This is a genomic window from Streptomyces gossypii, assembly GCF_025165795.1.
Taxonomy (GTDB): Bacteria; Actinomycetota; Actinomycetes; order Streptomycetales; family Streptomycetaceae; genus Streptomyces; species Streptomyces gossypii.
In genome coordinates, this window is the sequence record NZ_JAJAGO010000003.1 from 492,765 (window position 1) to 509,926 (window position 17,162).

At 70.0% G+C, this 17,162-nt stretch carries 14 protein-coding genes and 1 tRNA gene; 10 read left to right on the plus strand and 5 right to left on the minus strand.

Translation table 11 applies throughout. The annotated features are described in order from the left end of the window. Nucleotides 1-20: 20 nt before the first annotated feature. Complete coding sequence (locus LHJ74_RS08695; protein ID WP_260217200.1) at nt 21-1,361, plus strand: carbohydrate-binding protein; 1,341 nt, start codon at nt 21-23, stop codon at nt 1,359-1,361. A gap of 166 nt (nt 1,362-1,527) precedes the next feature. Continuing rightward, nucleotides 1,528-1,601 (plus strand) — tRNA-Met (locus LHJ74_RS08700). 49 nt (nt 1,602-1,650) lie between these two features. Here LHJ74_RS08700 and LHJ74_RS08705 read toward each other — a convergent pair. Next, nucleotides 1,651-1,974 carry a hypothetical protein gene (locus tag LHJ74_RS08705; protein WP_260217201.1) on the minus strand — a complete coding sequence of 108 codons (324 nt, stop codon included), beginning with the start codon at nt 1,972-1,974 and terminating at the stop codon, nt 1,651-1,653. A gap of 245 nt (nt 1,975-2,219) precedes the next feature. Between LHJ74_RS08705 and LHJ74_RS08710 the strand changes: the two genes are divergently transcribed. After that, a complete protein-coding gene (locus tag LHJ74_RS08710; RefSeq protein ID WP_260217202.1) occupies nt 2,220-4,550 on the plus strand; it encodes a heavy metal translocating P-type ATPase in 2,331 nt (776 codons plus the stop codon). A gap of 715 nt (nt 4,551-5,265) precedes the next feature. Here the strand turns inward: LHJ74_RS08710 and LHJ74_RS08715 are convergent. From LHJ74_RS08715 to LHJ74_RS08725, 3 genes are all read right to left on the minus strand, one after another. Beyond that, nucleotides 5,266-6,294, minus strand: coding sequence for a rod shape-determining protein (locus LHJ74_RS08715; RefSeq protein WP_260217203.1), 1,029 nt, complete (start codon nt 6,292-6,294; stop codon nt 5,266-5,268). A 185-nt stretch (nt 6,295-6,479) separates the two neighbouring features. Continuing rightward, a complete protein-coding gene (locus tag LHJ74_RS08720) occupies nt 6,480-8,417 on the minus strand; it encodes an ABC transporter ATP-binding protein (protein ID WP_260217205.1) in 1,938 nt (645 codons plus the stop codon). Between the two features lie 78 nt (nt 8,418-8,495). Further along, nucleotides 8,496-9,560, minus strand: a complete 1,065-nt coding sequence (locus LHJ74_RS08725) for a DUF3048 domain-containing protein (RefSeq protein ID WP_260217206.1) — start codon at nt 9,558-9,560, stop codon at nt 8,496-8,498. Nucleotides 9,561-10,042: 482 nt separating this feature from the next. On the opposite strand from LHJ74_RS08725, the gene LHJ74_RS08730 reads away from it, so the two are divergent. Then, nucleotides 10,043-10,282: a DUF397 domain-containing protein gene (locus LHJ74_RS08730; RefSeq protein ID WP_260217208.1), complete on the plus strand. Its 240-nt coding sequence runs from the start codon at nt 10,043-10,045 to the stop codon at nt 10,280-10,282. Between the two features lie 201 nt (nt 10,283-10,483). Here the strand turns inward: LHJ74_RS08730 and LHJ74_RS08735 are convergent, their stop codons facing one another. After that, entirely contained in the window at nt 10,484-10,999 is a 516-nt protein-coding gene (locus LHJ74_RS08735; protein ID WP_260217210.1) for an ATP-binding protein, read from the minus strand. Between the two features lie 344 nt (nt 11,000-11,343). Between LHJ74_RS08735 and LHJ74_RS08740 the strand changes: the two genes are divergently transcribed. From LHJ74_RS08740 to LHJ74_RS08765, 6 genes are all read left to right on the plus strand, one after another. Next, nucleotides 11,344-12,183, plus strand: coding sequence for a Sco1979 family transcriptional regulator (locus tag LHJ74_RS08740; RefSeq protein WP_260217212.1), 840 nt, complete (start codon nt 11,344-11,346; stop codon nt 12,181-12,183). Between the two features lie 68 nt (nt 12,184-12,251). Then, nucleotides 12,252-13,709 (plus strand): aldehyde dehydrogenase family protein, encoded by a 1,458-nt coding sequence (locus LHJ74_RS08745; protein WP_260217214.1) that lies wholly within the window; start codon nt 12,252-12,254, stop codon nt 13,707-13,709. Nucleotides 13,710-13,968: 259 nt separating this feature from the next. Further along, nucleotides 13,969-14,523, plus strand: a complete 555-nt coding sequence (locus LHJ74_RS08750) for a DinB family protein (RefSeq protein WP_260217216.1) — start codon at nt 13,969-13,971, stop codon at nt 14,521-14,523. A 107-nt stretch (nt 14,524-14,630) separates the two neighbouring features. Next, entirely contained in the window at nt 14,631-15,257 is a 627-nt protein-coding gene (locus tag LHJ74_RS08755) for a PadR family transcriptional regulator (protein ID WP_260217217.1), read from the plus strand. Nucleotides 15,258-15,371: 114 nt separating this feature from the next. Beyond that, a complete protein-coding gene (locus tag LHJ74_RS08760; protein ID WP_260217218.1) occupies nt 15,372-16,355 on the plus strand; it encodes an ATP-binding cassette domain-containing protein in 984 nt (327 codons plus the stop codon). Then, the gene (locus tag LHJ74_RS08765) at nt 16,352-17,134 is read left to right on the plus strand and encodes an ABC transporter permease (protein ID WP_260217223.1); all 783 of its coding nucleotides are present in this window, start codon (nt 16,352-16,354) and stop codon (nt 17,132-17,134) included. The genes LHJ74_RS08760 and LHJ74_RS08765 overlap by 4 nt, the downstream gene beginning before the upstream one ends. Nucleotides 17,135-17,162 lie beyond the last annotated feature (28 nt).

Below are 17,162 nucleotides of genomic sequence, written 5' to 3' on the forward strand. Positions count from 1 at the left end.
CCGAAACCAAGGAGATTCGCATGCTCCACAGACGTGTCATGGGTGCGTGTTCCGCCGTGGTGGCGGTCGGCGCACTCGCGCTGGCCGGACTGCCGGGCACGGCAGCCGCACGGCCCGCAGAATCGCCACCCCCCTCGGCGTCCGCTCATGCGCCGGAGGTGTCTCCCGGAATGCTCAAGGCCATGAAGCGGGACTTGGGCCTCAGCACCGCAGAGGCCAAGACCAAGCTCGTGAACGAGCGGGAGGCGGGTGCCACCGCGGGCAGTCTGCGGCTCGCGCTCGAGGGCGATTTCGGTGGTTCGTGGGTCAGCGGTGACACCTCGAAGCTGACGGTGGCCACCACCGACGCCTCGGCCGTCTCCCGCATCGAGGGCCAGGGCGCCCGCGCCAAGGTGGTCAAGCACAGCCTGGCCGAGCTGGAGGCCGCGAAGTCCGCCCTGGACCGCGCGGCGAAGCGGCACGCGCCGGACGCCACCCCCGTCTGGTACGTGGAGGTGCGCACCAACACCGTGGAGCTGCTCAGCTCCAAGCCGTCCGAGGCGAGAACCTTCGCCGAGGACGCGGGTGTGGCCGCGGACGCCGTCTCCGTGAAGCGGTCGCACGCCAAGCCCCGCGCGCTCTACGACATCCGCGGTGGCGACGCCTACTACATAGGCAGCGGCAGCCGCTGTTCGGTCGGCTTCTCCGTGACGAGGGGCGGCCAGTCCGGCTTTGTCACGGCCGGCCACTGCGGTCAGCCCGGCCAGACCACCACCGGCTCCAACCGCCAGGCGCAGGGCAGCTTCACCGGCTCCAGCTTCCCCGGCAACGACTACGCCCATGTCGCGGCCAACAGCCAGTGGACCTCCACCCCCACGGTGAACAGCAGCCCGCAGCAGGTGGCCGGGTCCACGGTGGCACAGGTCGGCTCCTCGATCTGTCGCTCCGGTTCCACCACCGGCTGGCACTGCGGCTCCGTCCAGCAGCTGAACACCAGCGTCACCTACCCGCAGGGCACGGTCTCGGGCGTCACCCGCACCAATGTCTGTGCCGAGCCCGGTGACTCCGGCGGCTCGTTCATATCGGGAGATCAGGCCCAGGGCATGACCTCCGGCGGTTCCGGCAACTGCACCTCCGGCGGCACCACGTACTTCCAGCCGGTGAACGAGGCGCTTCAGGTCTACGGCGCCACACTCACCACGACCGACGACGGCGGCGGTCCTGACCCGGAGCCGCCGGGCGGCACCTGGGCGGCGAGCACCGTCTACCAGCCGGGTGACAGCGTCACCTACGGCGGCGTCACCTACCGATGCCTCCAGGGCCACCAGGCCCAGGCAGGCTGGGAGCCCCCGAACGTACCCGCGCTCTGGCAGCGCGTCTGATGTAGCGCCGGCCTCTTCACCCCCGCCTCCCCCCTCGCGTGCCGGCGGGCACCGTGGCCCCGGCGGCCGGAGCGCACCTCCCGCGCGTCCGGCCGTCGGGTTCGTCGGGGTCGTCGGCAATGGATTTCGCATTCGGTCAGGCGTGCCGTAGAGTTCATTTCAACGACGCGGGGTGGAGCAGCTCGGTAGCTCGCTGGGCTCATAACCCAGAGGTCGCAGGTTCAAATCCTGTCCCCGCTACTGCATAAGAAGGCCCGGCAGCCAGCTGCCGGGCCTTCTTGCTGTTCTCTCACCAGGCGACGAGGCGGGGGTCGATCCTCGGGTCCGGTCGGCCGGGCGGCGCCAGGGGCAGGGCTGCGGGGATGCGGGCCGCCTGCCGGATCCACCGCGCGACGCTGGTCACCGCGCTCTCGTCCAGCTCCGCGAGCGCTTTGATGGTCCGCAGATCGCCGGGGTGCGGCGGCACACCCGCCCGGATCAGCTCCGTGTGCAGCCGCATCCGGTGCTGATCGGTGAGACCTCGGGCGCCGAGTGCGGCCGCACCCTCGGTCACCGGAGGAGGCAGCGCGGGCAGCTGAATCACCGGCACCGTGATGGCGTGCGGGTCGGCCATCGTCGATCGCCTCAATCTGTATCTGTACGGACTCCACGGAGACAGCAGCACCAGGTCGGTCACTGTTGGTGACGAATGGCGGCCCGTTGTGGTTACGGTCGCGCGGGGCGTGTCACCCCATTGGCGGCGTGGGCGGCCGGTGCGCCGGGTCGGCGTGAAGCGGGCATCCGAGGCTTGGCTAGATACCCCCTTGGGGTATACGTTGTCGTCAACAGGCGCACCAGTCGGCACTCAGGGAGCACGGTATGACCACCGCATCGCCCGTCGTCCAGCATGAGGTGGAGCTCGCCATCGGCGGGATGACCTGCGCCTCCTGCGCTGCCCGCGTCGAGAAGAAGCTCAACCGGATGGAGGGCGTGCAGGCCACCGTCAACTACGCCACCGAGAAGGCCAAGGTCACCTTCGACGCGGCGGCGGAGGTCGCGGTGGACGACCTGGTCGCCACGGTCGAGGCGACGGGCTATTCGGCCACCCCGCCCGCCCCGGCCCGTCCGGACGGCACGCCCGGTCCGCCCGGCGGCGACCATCCGGGGGCCGAAGCCGCCGATGTGCTGGCCCCCCTGCGGCAGCGGCTGATCACGGCGGCGCTGCTGGCGGTCCCGGTGATCGCGATGGCGATGGTCCCGGCCTGGCAGTTCGAATACTGGCAGTGGCTCTCGCTCACCCTCGCCGCCCCGGTTGTCACCTACGCGGCCTGGCCCTTCCACCGTGCGGCGTTCACCAACGCCCGGCACGGCGCGGCGACGATGGACACGCTGGTCTCGGTGGGCACCTCGGCGGCGTTCCTGTGGTCGCTGTGGGCGCTGTTCTTCGGGACGGCCGGGACACCCGGGATGACGCACGGCTTCGAGCTCACCGTCACCCGCAGCGACGGGGCGGGGAACATCTATCTGGAGGCGGCAGCCGGGGTCACCGCGTTCATCCTGGCCGGGCGCTACTTCGAGGCGCGCTCCAAGCGCACCGCCGGTGCCGCTCTGCGCGCACTGATGGAGCTGGGTGCGAACGAGGTGACGGTGCTGCGTGGCGGCCGCGAGGAGCTGATCCGCACCGAGGACCTCACCGTCGGCGAGCGCTTCGTCGTACGGCCGGGGGAGAAGATCGCCACTGACGGGCGGGTGATCGAGGGCAGTTCGGCAGTGGACGCCTCCATGCTGACCGGTGAGTCGGTGCCGGTAGAGGTCGCGGCCGGTGACCCGGTGACCGGCGCCACCGTCAATGTCGGCGGCAGGCTGCTGGTCGAGGCGACCGGCGTCGGGGCCGACACCCAGCTGGCCCGGATGGCGAAGCTGGTGGAGGACGCGCAGAACGGCAAGGCGTCGGTGCAGCGGCTCGCCGACCGGATCTCGGGCGTCTTCGTGCCCGTCGTCATCGCACTGGCGCTCGGCACCCTCGGCTTCTGGCTGGGCAGCGGCGCGGGCTGGACGGCCGCGTTCACCGCTGCGGTGTCCGTGCTGATCATCGCCTGCCCCTGCGCGCTCGGTCTGGCGACGCCCACCGCACTGATGGTCGGCACCGGCCGCGGCGCCCAGCTCGGCATCCTGATCAAGGGGCCCGAAGTACTGGAGACCACCCGCAGCGTGGACACCGTGGTGCTGGACAAGACCGGCACCGTCACCACCGGCACCATGACACTGCTTGCCGTGCGCACGGCCGCCGACGGGCAGCGGGGTGACGCGGGCGCCCAGGAGGAGCTGGTGCTCCGGCTGGCCGGTGCGCTGGAGCACGCCTCCGAGCACCCCATCGCCCGTGCGGTGGCCCGTGGTGCCGAGGAGCGGGTGGGTGCGCTCCCTGCGGCGGAGGACTTCAGAAACGTCCCCGGCCTCGGCGTGCAGGGCATCGTGGAGGGCCACGCGGTGCTCGTCGGACGGCAGCGGCTGCTGCGGGAGTGGGCGATGGAGTTGCCCCCGGTGCTGCGGCGCGCTGCCTCGGAGGCGGAGGCGGCGGGCCGTACGGCGATCGCGGTGGCCTGGGACGGCGAGGCCCGCGCGGTGCTGGAGGTGGCGGACGCGGTCAAGCCCGGCAGTGCGGAGGCCGTCCGCCGCCTGCGTGAACTGGGGCTGACCCCGGTTCTCCTGACGGGGGACAACAAGGCGGTCGCCGAGTCCGTCGCCGCCGAGGTCGGTGTCGAAGAGGTGATCGCCGAGGTGATGCCCGAGGAAAAGGTCGACGTGGTGAAGCGCCTGCAGGCGGAGGGCCGCAGTGTCGCCATGGTCGGTGACGGGGTGAACGACGCCGCCGCCCTCGCCCAGGCCGATCTCGGGCTGGCGATGGGCTCCGGCACTGACGCCGCCATCGAGGCGGGTGACCTCACGCTGGTAAGGGGAGACCTGCGGGTGGCCGCGGACGCCATCCGGCTCTCCCGGCGCACGCTGGGCACCATCAAGTCCAACCTGTTCTGGGCCTTCGCCTACAACGTCGCCGCGCTGCCGCTCGCCGCCGCCGGGCTGCTCAACCCGATGCTCGCCGGTGCGGCCATGGCCTTCTCCTCGGTGTTCGTCGTCGCCAACAGCCTGCGGCTGCGGCGCTTCCGGTCGCTCACCCCGACCGAGGAGCCGGCAGGCACCGTGGGCGCCTGAACCAGCCGAGCCCGCTGACCGGTCCCCCGTCTGGAGTAATTTGCGGCGGGGGACCGGCCCTTGTCCTGCCGGGCCTCCAGATGATTGCCCAAGGCGCCCGTCTCGTCCGAACTGCCTCCGAACCGCCCGCCGTAACGTGCTTCACACTCCGCTCCATACCGCTTCCGACCAGCATCGCAGCAGCGTACGAAGGTGCGCGCGGAGCAGCCTCCCGCCATGGCAGGAAGTGGACAAAATCTGATAACCGAATCGCTGGCACACAGGGCTTATGGGAGGCACTATCGGCGGTAAGAACAACTGGGTCCGCCCCCTGATTGGCATCTGGAGGAACCCATGCGCGCATCCTGGACGGCGATGGTCCGTGTGTGCAGGGAAGTGGCTTACGGCATCGATTCGATGAACGCGGTGTGGCACGGCAAGCATCCGTCCCCACCCCCGTATACGTCACGGTCAGTTCACAGCGTCCCGATGTCCCTGACAACTACTCCGCAACCTCAGCGCATGCGCCAGCCCAGCGCCTGACGCCGGCTGCGGACCGAACCGGAGGCGTGGTGTCCAGCTCCCAGCTGGCCCACGCCTCCGCCGCGTTTTCCGGGCCGTCAGGGCTTCTGGACTGTCAGGGCGTTCTGGGCTGTGGAGGCGTCCGGGCTGTGCGGGCTGTGCGGGCTGTGCGGGCTGTGCGGGCTGTGCGGGGGATGCGGGGGATGCGGGCGGATCAGCGGCAGCCGTGCACCGTCAACGGCCGTGCGTTGCCTTCCATCATCGCCGCCAGCCCCCGCACCGCGCAGCCCGCGGGGTCCTCCGCGATGTGCACGCTCATGCCGGTGCTCTCCCGCAGCCGGGCGTCCAGACCGGGCAGCAGCGCCGTGCCACCCGACAACACCATGCCCCGTTCGGCCAGATCGGCGACCAGGTCCGGCGGGCAGTTGTGGAGTACCGAACGGATCGCGTCGATCAGCGCGGTGACGGGTGCCTGGACGGCGTTCCGTACGTCCTGCGGATCGACGCTGACCGTGCGGGCGAGGCCGGTGACCACATCGCGCCCGTGCACCTCGGTCGGTACGGAGGAGGCGGCGGCGGCGTCGCTCAGCGCGATGTGCAGCGGACGTACGGCATGGCTGGGCAGCAGCAGTTCGTGGTGGTTGCGCAGGTGCTGGACGAGCGTGTGGTGGATGGTGTCGCCGCCCATCGGCACAGTGGCCGCGGAGACGATCGCGCCCAGCGACAGCACCGCCACCTGGGTGGTGGTGGCACCGCAGACCAGGATCATGGTGGCCTCCGGCTGCTCCACCGGGAGCCCGCAGCCCACCCCTGCCGCAGTCGGCGCGTCCACCAGTTCGACCCTGCGAGCACCCACCCCCGCCAGCGTCTCCACCGCCGCCCGCCGGGCGAGCGGGTCCGCGTTCTGCGGTACGCACACGGCGGCCCGCAGCATCGGGCGCCGCCGCCAGGCCCGCCGTACCTTCTCGCCGACCAGGGCCCGCAGCATCCGCTGGGCCATCTCGATGTCGACGACCATGCCGCCCGTGACGGGGTGCACGACCCGGATGTGCGCGGGCGTGCGACCCGCCATCCGTTCGGCGCCGGCACCGACCGCGATCAGCGCACCGGAGAAGGTGTTGACCGCGACGACGGACGGCTCGTCGACGACGAGTCCGGAGTGTTTGACGTGGACGCGGGTCCGGGCTGCGCCGAGGTCGACTGCCACGGTGCAGCGACGCAGCTGGTCAAGGCTGAAGGTCACGGCGGATCGGGTCCTTCCCGGTGGACGGACTGACGGACCGCCCACCCGGCGGCCCCTCCGCTCATCGTGCGGGCGGCACGAAGGCCCCGCCCGCCGGGAGGGTCCGGTCGGGCGAGGCCTGTGGAGCGCCTGATGACGGCCAGTCAGCTCGTACGCGTCGCCGTGCCGCTGCTGCCTGCGCCGGCTCAGCCGCCGGCCGGGGTCAGCTCCGCACCGGGCTGGTCTTCACCGGCCCGGCCTGCGCCCGTGCTCCCGGAGTCGTCCTCCTCGCTGAACTGTGTCCTGTACAGCTGCTCGTACCGCCCCTGCGCCGCGAGCAGTTCGGTGTGCGTTCCGCGCTCCACGATCCGCCCCTCCTCCAGTACGAGGATCAGGTCGGCCGCCCGCACGGTGGACAGCCGGTGCGCGATCACCACCGACGTGCGCCCCTGCAGTGCCTCCGACAGCGCCTCCTGTACCGCCGCCTCCGAGGTCGAGTCCAGATGGGCGGTAGCCTCGTCCAGGATCACCACCTGCGGCTGAGCCAGCAGCAGCCGGGCGATGGTCAGCCGCTGCCGCTCACCGCCGGAGAGCCGGTAGCCGCGCTCTCCGACCACGGTGTCCAGCCCGTCCGCCAGCCCCGCGATCAGCCCGTCCAGCCGGGCGCGGCGCAGCGCGTCCCAGACCTCCTCGTCCGTCGCCTCCGGCCTGGGCAGCAGCAGGTTGGCGCGGATCGTGTCGTGGAAGAGGTGTCCGTCCTGGGTGACCATGCCCAGGGTGTGCCGCACCGAGGCGGCGGTCAGATCCCGTACGTCCGTGCCCGCGAGCCGGACGGTGCCGCTGTCGGTGTCGTACAGCCGCGGGGCGAGCTGCGCGATCGTCGACTTGCCCGCGCCCGAGGAGCCGACGAGTGCCACCATCTGGCCCGGCTCGGCGCGGAAGGAGATGCCGTGCAGCACTTCCTCGCCGCCCCGGGTGTCCAGCGTGGCGACCTCCTCCAGGGAGGCGAGGGAGACCTTCTCGGCGGACGGGTAGGCGAAGCGGACGTCGTCGAACTCGACCGAGACGGGCCCCGGCGGCACCGCCTTCGCGTCCGGCTTCTCCGCGATCAGCGGCTTCAGATCCAGCACCTCGAACACCCGCTGGAAGCTGACCAGTGCGGTCATCACCTCCATCCGCGCGCTGGCCAGTGCGGTCAGCGGGGCGTAGAGCCGGGTGAGCAGCATCGCCAGCGCGACGACGGCGCCCGGTTCCAGGGAGCCGCGCAGGGCGAAGAAGCCGCCCAGGCCGTAGACCAGGGCCAGTGCGAGGGCGGAGACGAGGGTGAGCGCGGTGATGAAGTAGTGCTGCACCATCGCCGTACGCACGCCGATGTCCCGGACCCGGCTCGCCCGGTCGCCGAACTCCGCCGACTCCTCGTCCGGTCGCCCGAAGAGCTTGACCAGGGTCGCGCCCGGGGCGGAGAAGCGCTCGGTCATCTGGGTGCTCATCGCGGAGTTGTGCTGGGCGCGCTCGCGCTCCAGCTGGGCCAGCCGGGCGCCCATCCGGCGCGCGGGCAGCACGAAGACCGGCAGCAGTACGAGCGCCAGCAGCGTGATCTCCCAGGAGATCCGCAGCATCACGACCAGCGTCAGCAGCAGCGTGACCAGATTGCTCACCACTCCGGAGAGGGTGTCGCTGAACGCGCGCTGGGCGCCGATCACGTCGTTGTTGAGGCGGCTGACCAGTGCGCCCGTACGGGTGCGGGTGAAGAAGGCGACGGGCATCCGCTGCACGTGGTCGTAGACCGCGGTGCGCAGTTGGAGGATCAGGCCCTCGCCGATCCGTGCCGACAGCCAGCGCGTGCCGATGCCGACCGCCGCCTCGGCCACCGCGATGAGGGCGATCACCCCGGCCAGCCACAGCACCACGCTGGTCTCGCTGCCGTCCACGATCGCGTCGACTACCTGGCCCGCGAGCAGCGGTGTCGCGACGGTGAGCACGGCGAGCACACTGCTCAGCGCCAGGAAGAAGCCGATCTTCCGGTGGTGCGGGTGGGCGAAGCGCACGATGCGGCCCAGCGCAGCCTTGGAGAAGGGGTGCAGGTCTTCCTTGGCGTTGCGTGCGTGGTGCAGTGCGCTCCACGCGGTCATTTCCATGCTCATGTCCGTCGCCCCTCGAGTAGTGAATAGGATGACCGTAGAAGTTCAACGGCACTTCAAGTCAAGTGCTTCCCGCGCCGCTCAGCGGGCCGTGTAGACGACCCAAACCGGCCCGCGGGCGAACGTCATCCGCTCGTCGCCCTCCGGCAGCGTGTACGTGGTGCCGGAGTCGTCCGTGGGCCGCTTCCACTCGGTTGCGTACGCCTTGCCGTCACGCAGCACCGTGGCCTTCCCGGTGCCGACGGTCTCGATGTACGGGGTGACCGCCCCGGCGACGTCGCGGAAGCGTGAGGCTCTGACCGTCACCCGCTGCTCGATGACCGTCGGCGCGCCGAGCCGCTCGCCGTCCGCCGTGCGCGCCGCCGTACCGTCCATCGAGACCAGCCAGCGCCCCTCCCCGGGCGACCAGTCGAAGCGGAAGGAAGCCGCCGGATAGCGCACGGTGTGCTGGGCGGCCGGCTCGCCGCCCGCCGGTGCGGCACCGAAGCGGAAGCCTATGTCCCGGGGCGCGCTCACGCCCGGTGCGGACCGCAGCGCCTCCTCGGGGCGGAGGAAGAGGTTGTGGGGTGCCGCACGGGTGTCCGAGCGGGAGTAGGCGGCGGGTGCCTTCGAGGGTGGCAGCCGCCGCACAGGAGCGCGGCGCAGGTCGTCCTGGAGAGCGGAACGCACACCGGAATAGGCGAGCGCCGGACGGCCGAACTGGCCCAGCAGTTCGATGTCCGACTCGCGCGCACTGCGCACCGGGCCGACGGAATCCGGCAGTCGCCGGGAGTAGACGGCCATCAGCCTGCTCGATCCGCCCTCCACCTGCTCGACGAAGACGAGGTCGGCCTTCTCGAGGCCGGTGGGCGGGCGCGCCCCGGGCGCGTTGTCTATCTTGACGGCCAGCACGGGGCCGAGCCGGCCGGACACGTCGGTGAACGGCGAGCGGCCGTGCGTCGGCGCCTGGTCGCGCTCATGCGGATCGCGCTGCGAGTCGTCCTCGGAGGTGTCGCAGGCGGCGGTCACGCAGAGGAGTGCCGCGGCCGTCAGCGCCAGCAGGCGGCGTGCGGCCCGCCGCGCCTGCCCTCGTGCCCGCCGGGTCGGCGCTGCCCGCTGTGCGGTCCAGGTGTCACGGGCCTGTCTGCCCGCTGTCCATGCGGCCATCCCGGCCACCTCCCAGGGTCGGCGGACGCCTCTGCGCCCTGCCTGCGTCCTGCCCTCGCGGCGGCGCACGCACCACGCCAGCCGAGCCTTCTTACGATGATGCGCCCGCGCGCGAGGTCGCGCCGTACGCCCTCCGCTGCCCCCGTACTCGTGGGCTATATCTTTTTCCGGATCGCTGGAGGCAGACGGGCGTTAATTGCGTCTTTCCGTTCGTGCGAACGCCGGTGAGTTTTTCCTGAGACATGACACAGACCGTCCGTCATCGGATGCGTGCACATCGAATTGATAGCGATAAGAGGTATTCCGCTTGTGACGCTGGCATATGCATACGCTTCTGACCGGCTGTGATGACCTAGCGACTGGGGGTCGTGCACGTGCATTGACGCATGCATTGGCACGTGAACAGCGTTATGATCCGGGAGAGTTGGAGGTGCCGCTTTCTCGTGGGCACCAGACGCAGTGCCACCCCCCAGGAGACTCCAGTGCCTCACGCGTACAACGGAATGGCCGCCAGAGACCTCCGAGGGGTCCAGTGGCAGAAGAGCCGGCACAGCAACTCACAGGGCACGTGTGTGGAGTTCGCCAAGCTGCCGGGGGGTGATGTGGCCGTGCGGAACTCACGCTTCCCGGAGGGGCCCGCGCTCGTCTACACGCCGGCCGAGGTGCAGGCGATGCTGCTGGGGATCAAGGACGGCGAGTTCGACCACCTGGTGCAGGGCTGATTCCATCCCCCTCCGGCGGGACTTCTCAAAACACGCCCTGAGGGCTGTCCCGTGATCCCTGGTGGATCAGCGCGCGGCGTCAGATGCGGTGCTTCGCAAGGTGGAGGGGCGTCCTCATGCTGGGCGTGTCCGGGCGTTCCGGCAACGCAGCGAGGTGCCGTGGCTGTCGTCGTGCGCCCGCCAGGGATTACGGGACAGCCCTCAGCTGCAGGAGCTGAGCCGGAACATCGCCCAGACGACCTTCCCCGGCAGCATGCCCGCCAGCGGGTGCCAGCCCCAGCAGTCGCTGAAGGAGTCGACGAGGCACAGCCCACGGCCCGACTCCGCCGCGAAATCCACGAACTCACCGAAGCCGCTGTCCTCCACGGCGGTGACCTCGGGCGCCTCGGAGCTCGGATCCCGCACGGCGCACACCAGACGCGCGGACCAGCGCATCAGGTGAAGCCGTACCGGAGGTTCGAGCTCCGGAAGCGCACTCGATGGCACGCCGTGCCGCATGGCATTGGTCACCAGTTCGGAGACCACCAGCGCCACGTCGTCGAACTCGGCCGTAATGCTCCAGCGGTGGAGTGTCCTGCGGGTGAACTCCCGCGCGTTCTTGACGGCTTCGTAGCGAGCCGGGAGCGCGCATGACGCCGCCCCGGACAGGGCGGCGGCATCGAGTGCGGGGAGTCCATGCCGTAACGGCTCGAGCACGGTCGATGCTTCGGTCCCCATGGCGAGCCACTCCTGGGCATTTGCGGCTGTGATGATCCTCGCGGATCCCGGTCCTCGGTGCTCCCCCGTAGAAAGCTCAAGACCATTGGTCGTAGAGTCTTCAACTTCCTTAGCACCGCGTGCACTTGTGCGATCCCTATGGTTCCCAAAGACTTGGGCGGATGCAAGGGCAGATGCACGTGCACGCGCTACTTTCGATCGTGTGTAATCACACGAGCACGCAACGAAGCCCGGAGATGGCAGACTGCCCCCGAGTAAGGGGTGGAGGGTTAATCGAAATGAACACAAGACCGGCAAACAGTGAGAGTTACGGCGTGAACGGGACGAGTAGTTCAAGCGGATCCATGGTCCGCCGTATCCTGCTCGGCTCCCAGCTGCGGCGACTCCGCGAGGCACGCGGGGTCACCCGTGAGGCAGCCGGTTACTCGATCCGCGCCTCCGAGTCCAAGATCAGCCGGATGGAGCTGGGCAGGGTGAGTTTCAAGGCGCGTGACGTCCAGGACCTGCTCACGCTCTACGGCGTGACGGACGAGGCGGAGCGCGAGCCGCTGCTGGGCCTCGCCCGGGACTCCAACAAGGCCGGCTGGTGGCACAGTTACAGCGACGTGCTGCCCGGCTGGTTCCAGACATACGTGGGCCTCGAGGGCGCCGCCTCGCACATCAACACCTACGAGGTGCAGTTCGTCCACGGCCTGCTGCAGACCGAGGACTACGCCCGCGCCGTCATCAGCAGCGGTCACAAGACGGGTCTGCCCGACGAGGAGATAGACCGGCGGGTCGCGCTCCGGCTGGAGCGGCAGAAGCTCCTGCTGTCCGAGCAGGCCACCCAGCTGCTCTGCGTGCTGGACGAGGCCGCGCTGCGCCGCCCGTTCGGCGGCCGGGCCGTGCTCGACGCCCAGCTGAGGCATCTCGCCGAGATCTCGGAGGCCTCGAACGTCCGGCTGCAGGTCGTCCCGTTCGAGCTCGGCGGGCACGCCGCGGAGAGCGGTGCTTTCACGCTGCTTCGCTTCCCGGAGTCGGACCTGTCGGACGTCGTCTATCTGGAGCAGCTGACCAGTGCGCTGTATCTCGACAAGCGCGAAGAAGTCGACCGCTACGAGGCCGTGCTCAACCGGTTGGCCGAAGTCAGTCTCTGTGCGGACAAGACGCGGGATCAGCTTCAGAAGATCCGCCAACTTGCCTGAAACAGAAGTACGATGACATGCCATCAAAAGTTGAATCCGGCCTCTTCCGACCCCCCCGAAGGAATGGCATGTCCTACTTCACGGACTTGGCGCTTCAGTACATCGACGGTGAGTGGCGTCCCGGGAACGGCTCCTGGGACATCATCGACTTCAATCCGTACAACGGAGAGAAGCTCGCCTCGATCACCGTGGCCACGACCGAAGAGATCGACCAGGCATACCGCGCGGCCAAGCGCCACCAGCCCGCGTGGGCGGCCACCAACCCGTACTCGCGGCGGATCGTCTTCGAGCGCGCGGTGCGCATCATCGAGGACCGCGAGCAGGAGTTCACCGAGGCGATCATCGCCGAACTCGGCGGCACCCGTCTGAAAGCCGCGTTCGAGCTGCACCTCGCCAAGGAGTTCCTTCGCGAGGCGATACAGCTGGCGCTCCGCGCCGAGGGCAGGATCGTGCCGTCCCCGGTGGACGGCAAGGAGAACCGCGTGTATCGCGTCCCGGTGGGCGTGGTCGCGGTGATCTCCCCCTTCAACTTCCCCTTCCTGCTCTCCATCAAGTCCGTCGCCCCCGCGCTCGCCCTGGGAAACGCGGTCGTGCTCAAGCCGCACCAGAACACCCCGGTGTGCGGCGGCGCGCTGGTCGCCAAGGTGCTGGAGGAGGCGGGACTCCCGCCGGGTCTGCTCAATGTCGTCGTGACCGACATCGCCGAGATCGGCGACTCCCTCATCGAGCACCCCTCCGCGAACGTCATCTCCTTCACCGGCTCGGACAAGGTCGGGCGCCATGTCGCCACGGTCGGCGCCTCGCACTTCAAGAAGGTCATCCTGGAGCTGGGTGGCAACAGCGCGATGCTGGTGCTGGACGACGCCGACGTCGACTACGCGGTCGACGCCGCCGTGTTCAGCCGCTTCGTGCACCAGGGCCAGGTCTGCATGGCGGCCAACCGGCTGATCGTGGACCGCAGTGTGCTGGAGGAGTTCACCGAGAAGTTCGTCGCCAAGGTGCGCACCCTGAAGGTCGGCGACCCGCAGGATCCGACGACGCACATCGGCCCGCTGATCAACTCCGGTCAGGCCGAGAGCATCACCGCCGTCGTCGACCAGACCATCGAGGACGGTGCGACCGTCCTGGTGCGGGGCGGCACCGAGGGCAACGTCGTCTCGCCCACCGTGCTCACGGACATACCGGCCGACTCCGCGGTGCTGCACCAGGAGGTCTTCGGCCCGGTCGCCCTGATCATCCCGGTGGACGGCGAGGAGGAGGCCGTACGAGTCGCCAACGACACGCCGTACGGGCTCGGCGGTGCCGTTCACACTCGCGATGTCGAGCGCGGCATCGCGGTGGCCCGGCGCATCGAGACAGGGATGGTCCATGTCAACGACTCGACCGTGGGGGACGAGCCGATAGTCCCCTTCGGCGGCGAGAAGCACTCCGGACTGGGCAGGCTGAACGGCGACCAGATGGTGGAGGCGTTCACCGTCACCAAGTGGATCTCCATCCAGCACGGCCGCAGCGCTTTTCCGTTCTGACGCCGTCCGGCGCTGTGGTGCGGACAGGAGGCCGGGCAGACGGATGCCGACGCCGGGTGTGAGGGGGCAGACCCCGCACCCGGCGTTTTGTGCGTCCGGGCCCGAGGACCTGATGCATGAGAAACCCCTGCTTGAGAATCCCTGCTTGAGAACCTCCCGTGAGGCTCCTGCTTGAGGACCAGAGCTGTCCGCATGACCGCATAGCTTTGGAGTCATCAGGAACGAGGCCCCGACAGGGCCCTGACGAGAGGTGACGCCCATGCCCACTCTGGTTGACGCCGAGACCGCCGGTGACGAGCGCGGTGCGCTGCTCGGCTATCTGGAAGCCCAGCGCGGCGGCATGCGGCGCGCGCTGCACGGACTGAGCCCCGAGCAGGCGGTGAGCGCTCCGAGCGCGAGCAGCCTGTCACTCGCCGGGCTGCTCAAGCATGTCGCCGAGGTCGAGCAGGGCTGGCTGCGCGACGCCTGCGGACTGCCGCACGCGGTGGCCCGTGACGAGACCAACTGGGACGGCTGCTTCCGGCTCGAAGGTACGGAGACCGTCGAGAGCGTGCTCGCCTTCTACGAGGACGTGGCCCGGGAGACCGAGGAACTGGTACGTGCGGTGCCCTCGCTCGACGACGTGTTCGACCTGCCGCAGGCGCCGTGGAACCCCGACGAGCCGCGCTCCTGGCGCTGGATGCTGCTGACCCTGATCGTCGAGGTGGCCCGGCACGCGGGCCACGCGGACGTTATCCGCGAGTCGATCGACGGCCGGACGGCCTTCGAACTGGTCTGGGAGACCGGCGCGGCACCGAAGCCGGACTTCGGCTGAGCCGGGGCAGCGACGCCGCGCCCGGCAGTGCGCTCTAGGCTGGGCCGTGCCGGATCACGGCCACCCGGTGGCCGTCGTCCGGCACGATTCGGGAAAGAGGACGCGAGATGTCAGCGATCCGGCTGCTGGTGCTGGGCGCGGTCCGCCAGCACGGGCGGGCGCACGGCTACCAGGTCCGCAACGACCTGGAGTACTGGGGCGCGAACGAGTGGTCCAACGCCAAGCCGGGCTCGATCTATCACGCGCTCAAGCAGATGGCTAAGCAGGGACTGCTGCTCGCCCACGACGTCGCACCCAGTACGGCGGGAGGCCCGCCCCGCACCGAGTACGAGCTGACCGAGGCGGGCGAGGCGGAGTACCTGGCGCTGCTGCGGAGCGCGCTGACAGCCATCGACGAGAAGCCCGACATGCTCACCTCCGGCGTGGGCTTCATCGTCGACCTTCCCCGGGACGAGGCGATCAAGCTGCTCCAGCAGCGGGTGGCGCTGCTGGATGCCTGGCGCGACGAGGTGGGCGAGCACTGGACGCCGCGGGGCAGTGACCCCGAGGAATGGGGCCACATCGGCGAGATCATGAGGCTCTGGGTGAGCACCGCGGAGAGCGGTGCCCAGTGGGCCCGCGGTCTGATCGAACGGCTTTCGAGCGGCGCGTACGTGATGGCGGGGGAGAGCGGCGCCCGCCCGGAGGTGCTGGCGCCCGAGTCGGGCAACCCGTACGCGGACGAGAACGGCTAGCTCTCGGCAAGCCCGGTAATCAAGTTTGACTACAAGGTGGCGAGGCGCTAACCTCTGGCCGAAGTAGTCAAATTTGATTACTCGTGCGAGCTGCACGACCTGGGAGGAGATGCTTTGACGACTGGCGATCACGCGATCGTTGCCGAGGGGCTGCGCAAGGAGTACGGCACCAAGCACGCGCTCGCCGGGCTGGACCTGACCGTCCCGCGCGGCACCGTCCAGGGCGTACTGGGCCCGAACGGCGCGGGCAAGAGCACCCTCGTCCGCATCCTCGCCACCCTGCTGCGGCCCACCGCGGGCCGCGCCGAGGTCGCGGGAGTCGACGTGGCCCGGCACCCGGACGAAGTGCGCCGCAGGATCGGGCTGCTCGGCCAGCACGCGGCCGTGGACGAACACCTGAGCGGAATGCAGAACCTGGAGATGTTCGCCCGGCTGTACCACCTGGGGGCCCGGCGGGCGCGGAGCCGGGCGGACGAACTGCTGACGCGCTTCGGGCTGGCCGACACCGGCCGCAAACCCATCGGCAAGTACAGCGGCGGCATGCGGCGGCGGCTGGACCTCGCCGCCAGCCTGATCCTGGACCCGGAGATCCTCTTCCTGGACGAGCCGACCACCGGCCTCGACCCGCGCGGCCGTACGGAGGTCTGGGAGGCCGTGCGCACGCTGGTGGGCGGCGGCACCACGGTGCTGCTCACCACCCAGTATCTGGAGGAGGCCGATCAGCTCGCCGACGCCCTGTGCCTTGTCGACGACGGGCGGATCGTCGCGGAGGGTACGGCCGACCAGCTGAAAGCCCGGCTGGGAGGGGACCGGATCGACGTGGTGGTGCGCGACCGCGAGGGGCTCGCTGCGGCGGCCTCGGTCGTCGGCATGGCGGCCCGCGCGGACACGGTGACCACGGACGCCGACCGGCGGCTGCTCAGCGCCCCGGTGACGGACCGGATGACGGCGCTGGCGGAGACCGTACGGGCCCTGGCCGCGGCCGGTATCGAAGCGGAGGACATCGCCCTGCGGCGGCCCACCCTCGACGAGGTCTTCCTGCACCTGACCGGCGCCACCGGCACCGTCACCGGCACGTATGAGGAGGCGAGCGCATGAGCGCGGCGTACATACTCTCCGACTCCTGGACGATGACCCGGCGCGGCCTGGCCCACTGGGGGCGGCAGCCCGTGGCGGTGATCGTCGGGCTGGCCTTCCCCGTCATGATGATGGTGATGTTCGCCTACCTCCTCGGCGGCGGAATGGAGGTCGGGGACTATCGCGAGTACCTGGTGCCCGGGATGTTCGCGCTGGCCATGGCGTTCGGCCTGGAGGCGACGATGGTCGAGCTCACCCGGGATCTCGACAAGGGCGTCATCGACCGTTTCCGCTCGATGCCGATGGCACCCTCGGCGGTACTGATCGGCCGCAGCATCATCGACCTGCTCCAGTCGGCGCTCGGCCTGCTGGTGCTCATCGGCACCGGGCTCGTGATGGGGTGGCGCTGGCACGGCGGCCCCGCAGCCGCACTGGCGGCCGTCGGGCTGCTGCTCCTGCTGCGCTTCGCGATGCTGTGGGCCGGGATCTATCTCGGCATGGTGGCGGGCAGGCCGGAGATGGTCCAGGCGGTGCAGATCCTCATCTGGCCGGTCGCCTTCCTCTCCAACGCGTTCACCTCGCCGGACACCATGCCCGGCTGGATGGGCACGATCGCCGAATGGAATCCGATGTCGGCGACGGCACAGGCTGTGCGGGAGCTGTTCGCCAACCCGGTCTGGGGCGGCGGTGACTCCTGGGTCACGGATCACGCGGTGCTGATGGCGGTGGTCTGGCCGGTGGTCATGCTGGCGGTCTTCCTCCCGCTGGCGGTGCGGCGGTATCAGCGGCTGGGTGACTGAGCTGCTTGCACCCCACGCGGCGTGAGGC

Excerpts from the sequence above, each read along its gene's own strand:
- LHJ74_RS08695 (WP_260217200.1), top strand. The coding sequence starts at position 21 with ATGCTCCACAGACGTGTCATGGGTGCGTGTTCCGCCGTGGTGGCGGTC.
- LHJ74_RS08705 (WP_260217201.1), bottom strand. The coding sequence starts at position 1,974 with ATGGCCGACCCGCACGCCATCACGGTGCCGGTGATTCAGCTGCCCGCG.
- LHJ74_RS08710 (WP_260217202.1), top strand. The coding sequence starts at position 2,220 with ATGACCACCGCATCGCCCGTCGTCCAGCATGAGGTGGAGCTCGCCATC.
- LHJ74_RS08720 (WP_260217205.1), bottom strand. The coding sequence starts at position 8,417 with ATGAGCATGGAAATGACCGCGTGGAGCGCACTGCACCACGCACGCAAC.
- LHJ74_RS08725 (WP_260217206.1), bottom strand. The coding sequence starts at position 9,560 with ATGGCCGCATGGACAGCGGGCAGACAGGCCCGTGACACCTGGACCGCA.
- LHJ74_RS08735 (WP_260217210.1), bottom strand. The coding sequence starts at position 10,999 with ATGGGGACCGAAGCATCGACCGTGCTCGAGCCGTTACGGCATGGACTC.
- LHJ74_RS08740 (WP_260217212.1), top strand. The coding sequence starts at position 11,344 with ATGGTCCGCCGTATCCTGCTCGGCTCCCAGCTGCGGCGACTCCGCGAG.
- LHJ74_RS08745 (WP_260217214.1), top strand. The coding sequence starts at position 12,252 with ATGTCCTACTTCACGGACTTGGCGCTTCAGTACATCGACGGTGAGTGG.
- LHJ74_RS08750 (WP_260217216.1), top strand. The coding sequence starts at position 13,969 with ATGCCCACTCTGGTTGACGCCGAGACCGCCGGTGACGAGCGCGGTGCG.
- LHJ74_RS08755 (WP_260217217.1), top strand. The coding sequence starts at position 14,631 with ATGTCAGCGATCCGGCTGCTGGTGCTGGGCGCGGTCCGCCAGCACGGG.
- LHJ74_RS08765 (WP_260217223.1), top strand. The coding sequence starts at position 16,352 with ATGAGCGCGGCGTACATACTCTCCGACTCCTGGACGATGACCCGGCGC.